Here is a 4,230-nt window from a genome sequence, read left to right on the forward strand (position 1 = left end):
GCCTAGAATCGCGTGCCTGAGCCCGTCTGGCGGATGGTCTTGGGCTGGGTCAACGAGCGCAATCTCAAGGATTTCTTTGACATTCTGGCTGCGCGTAACAAGGCCGATGAAGGGCGACTAGCCTTCTGGTCCAAATACATGAAGCAGATTGACTGGACGCGACTAGTCTTCAGTGCAGACACCATGGCGCTCAAGTCAAGTAATGCTGGAGTTCGCGACCTGATTGCACGGGAAGAGGGCTCCTACGCCAGGTTCACGGGCAAGCAGGATGTTGATGCGTTCATGATGCAGATTGRCTCATTTCTTATTATCGAGTTCAGCAAGAAGCCAAACGCGTGTTACGTGTATGAGGCCACGTCACTCCCGTTCGAGCCCTATAGTCACCACTATGATGGCGGGACAGAAGACTTGGCGGCAGGGTATCGCGAGGGGTGTGCGGCGCGAATTGTGCATACCCCGGGCTGGCAGCCCCGTGCGGACGACAAATTGAGAACCATTGGCATCCGGCCCGATGCGCCAGCAAGCCAACCGCATGCCACCGCTGCATCGTCGAGTCGAAGCGCAGGCGCTTCCTCCTCGCGAGGGACACAGACCGCTAGCACCACGGCAGGGAGTGGTCGCGGCGGACCAGATATGTTGCTAGTGCGTGGTCTCGTCAGCCGATTCCCGGGGGCACGGATTGATGACAGACGGAGTACAAATGGTGGGCGGCTGTGGGTGAATGACGACCTGCAGAATGCCCAGCTCGCTGCCGGACTCAAGGCGTTTGGCTTCCGGTGGGCGAATAAGAGCCAAGCCTGGTATTTTCCGGAGAGTTGATGGGACTGTTCGATTTCTTCAAGCGCACCTCAGGCTCGACACCTGATAGGCCGGTACTCAATACAACGTGGACCCAGGATGGCGTCAATGTTGTGTTCGCGAAGCCGCTTGACGAGCCAACCTTGGAGGCGTTGCTGGCTGCGGTTGACCGAGCGGGCCCCGGCGAGTCAGTTCTCGCGGCCTATTTGGCTCAGTTGATAGCCGAGGAGCAGTGCAGCCTCGACATCAATGGCGTGCAGATTGGGTGGGAGGCCGCCTATGGGCTGCTGCGCTCCGCGGAGCATCAAGGCGCGATTCAACTGTTAGGGCTGCCGCCAATTGGTCCGCTGCGACCCATTCTGGGTTGTACCGGGACACTCTCGGAGCCGGAATTCGAGATTGTGGTGACCGGATGGGCCGATGGGAGTCGCGGCGTGAAGCCCAACCGCGTCGAAGGCGCCGTCGTAGAAATTGGCGATGTACCACAGCTACTGTCAGCGGACGCGTGGGCTACGGTCGCCGAGGTCGATGCCTTTCGACGGCGACCGGGCGACAAACGGAATCAGCACGACAATGAGCTCGCGTGGGGTCGTATCCGGGGATGYGCGGACAAGGCCGGCGCGCTTTACGCGACACCTTACCTCGAAACCACTTACGTGCTGACGCCACAGACACTACGGCTCCCATTGGCCAAATCGGAAACGCCGTTTGGCCGTGTGCTGACGGTAGCGCCGACGTTCGATGGCGCCCCCGACGGGTGGCTGAATGCCTTCGATGGGTTCAATGGGGTGCAACCCCATTATGACCTGACCCGAGGTGCCGGACGGGTGCGCGTGGTTGTCGCGGACCCGGTACGCCAGGTGCTGGAGGTCATCAAACGCGAGATGCCGGGAAGACGCGTGGCCGGCGCCAAAGCAGAGAAATTCATACATAACCCTTGGGCTTACCTTGGTGAAAGTGCCCATGAAGTCCTGAACGAGGACGACTTCGAACTCGACCGGGCAGGGGCCGGTGCGCTGGCCGCGGTATTTGGCATTGTGGGCCGCATCGAGGACGCGCGTTTGAATTCCGTGGACCTCTGCGTGACGGAGCATTTTGCCGGGGGCGCGGCCCGTACCGAGCGGCAGTCATTTGCCACGCCAGATGAGCTCGACGCGTTTAACGCAGCACTGCGTGCAGCCCTCGAGCACGACCGCGAGCGTTTCGCCTGGGAGGAGTATGACCTCACCGTCGATGCGGAATCGACGCTTCAGTTGGAGCAAGGTCAACAGTTGGCGCACCTGTGGCGCACGCAGCCGGCCGAGCAGATATCGTTCGACGACGTCTACGAACTGGACGGGTACAGCAGCCGCATCGAGGGGATTGGGGAAGCCAAGCCCATTTACGTGCCAGTCTTCCAGGCGCCGTCGAACAAGCGTGAGGGGGAGGACGGTTGGACGCCTTCGGACCTGACCCCCATGGTCCGTGTGACGTTGCAAGGCCACGAGGGGGATGTCGTCATCCCGCTGAGCAAGCAATGGGTCGAAGGGTTTGACGTGCAGGTAGGCGAAGCCGAAAAGGATGGGCAGGCTTCGGTGCGCAATCCCGACCTCCCGACCGCTGTCGCGACCGCGCAGGCCAGAACGTTGGTCGAGAGTTTCAAGAGCATGCTTGGGGCTCAGGAGAGAGTCAAAGGAGAGGCTGCCACCGGCGCCAAAGAGACGCGCGGTGCGCGGCAGACCCTGCTGGTTAAGACCAATTTTCATGGTGTTGACTACGTTGAGGTGCGCAAGGCCTCCCTGGCACTTCCGGCGGACGCCGAGGCGCAACTCCCGCGCTCAATGCGACCCACAGTTGGATTGAAGCAACATCAAAGGAAAGGCGTGGCCTGGTTCCAGCACCTTGTGTCGAAGGCGCCTCACGAGTGCCGCGGGGCCCTTCTGGCGGATGATATGGGCTTGGGAAAGACGCTGCAGCTCCTGTCCCTGCTTGGCTGGTATTACGAACAGCGACCTCAGTCTGCGCCGTCGGTCATCTTTGCCCCCAAGAGCCTCCTGGAAAATTGGGCGAATGAGGCGGCAAAGTTCTTCACGCCGTCATTCCCCGAGGTGCTGGTGCTGTATGGGGAGGCACTAAAGGCAAGGCGGCAACCGCTAGGTCTCATCGATGTTCAGCTCCAACAACAGGGCATTGTTGAGTTGCTGAAGCCAAACTGGGCGGGGTCCGCAAAGGTTATTGTCACCACGTATGAGGTGCTGACCTCGTATGAGTTTTCGTTCGCGAAACAGCCGTTTGCAATGGTCATTTGCGACGAGGCGCAACGTATCAAGACGCCGGGGACCCGGGTCACCTTGGCCGCGAAGAAGCTGAAGGCTGATTTCCGCATCGCGTGTACCGGCACGCCGGTGGAGAACTCCCTCGCGGATTTGTGGTGCCTATTCGACTTCGTTCAGCCCGGCCTCCTGGGGGCGCTGGAGGAGTTCGGCAAGACCTATCGCCGCCCGATTGAGTGCAAGACGGAGGATGAGGCACAGGCTCTCGGGTATCTCCAATCCACGATTGCGCCGCAGACGCTCCGACGAACCAAGGCCGATATTGCGGACGAACTCCCGCGTAAGTTCTTTGCGAAGAAGGCGGCGACAGGAACGGAAGTGGAGTTCAAATCGACTCTTGAAGAGCACGAGCGTCTTGATATAGGCATGTCTGAGCATCAACGCATCCTCTACAAGGGGGGGCTGAAGAAGCTGCAGGATGCGACCCAGGAATCGGATGGACGCAAGCGAGCAAGGCTCTCCTTCGGTGCACTTCATCTCATGAAAGCCGTTTGCGCCGAACCCTATTGTCTGCCTGGGACGAAGTTCCTGATGGATAAGAGCGGTCGTGATGCGCACCTGGGGAACTCGCCCAAGCTGCGTTGGTTGCTCGAGCGGTTGGAAGGCGTCCGGCGGGCCGGCGAGAAGGCAATCGTCTTTACCGAGCTACGCGAAGTTCAAGCGGCCCTGTTCTATTTCCTGCGTGAATCCTTTGGCATCAAGCCCATCACCATTAATGGTGATTCACAGGGGAGACAGGCCTTGCTCAACAAGTTTGCGCAGACCGGGGGGTTCGACGTCATCATTCTTTCGACTTTGGCGGCGGGGGCCGGCCTGAATGTCACTGCCGCTAACCATGTATTCCACTTCACCCGGGCGTGGAATCCAGCGAAGGAGTCGCAGGCGACCGACCGCGCTTTCCGTATCGGGCAAGAGCGTGATGTCTTCGTGTATTGCCCGACGGTCGTGGCGGATGACTTTGACACATTCGAAGTTCGCCTTGACCAACTGCTGAAGCGGAAAGCGGGACTCGCGGGTTCCACGCTAGACCAGGGGGAACTGGTGACCATGTTGAACGGCACCGGCGGAGATGCGACCTTTAGCGAGCTCGTAAGCAGTGCCGGGGAAGGCGCCGCTGTGC

General features: G+C 60.1%; 2 protein-coding genes. Both read left to right on the forward strand.

Annotation, left to right across the window (positions count from 1 at the left end; translation table 11 throughout):
- Positions 1 to 12: 12 nt before the first annotated feature.
- Positions 13 to 819 carry an EH signature domain-containing protein gene (locus tag AC1DKD_RS39590; RefSeq protein WP_477144593.1) on the forward strand — a complete coding sequence of 269 codons (807 nt, stop codon included), beginning with the start codon at positions 13 to 15 and terminating at the stop codon, positions 817 to 819.
- Positions 819 to 4,230 (forward strand): DEAD/DEAH box helicase (locus AC1DKD_RS39595; RefSeq protein WP_477144594.1); only part of this gene is annotated, 3,412 nt, incomplete at its 3' end. The genes AC1DKD_RS39590 and AC1DKD_RS39595, both read left to right, overlap by 1 nt.

Source organism: Cupriavidus sp. 05T313 (assembly GCF_056396665.1).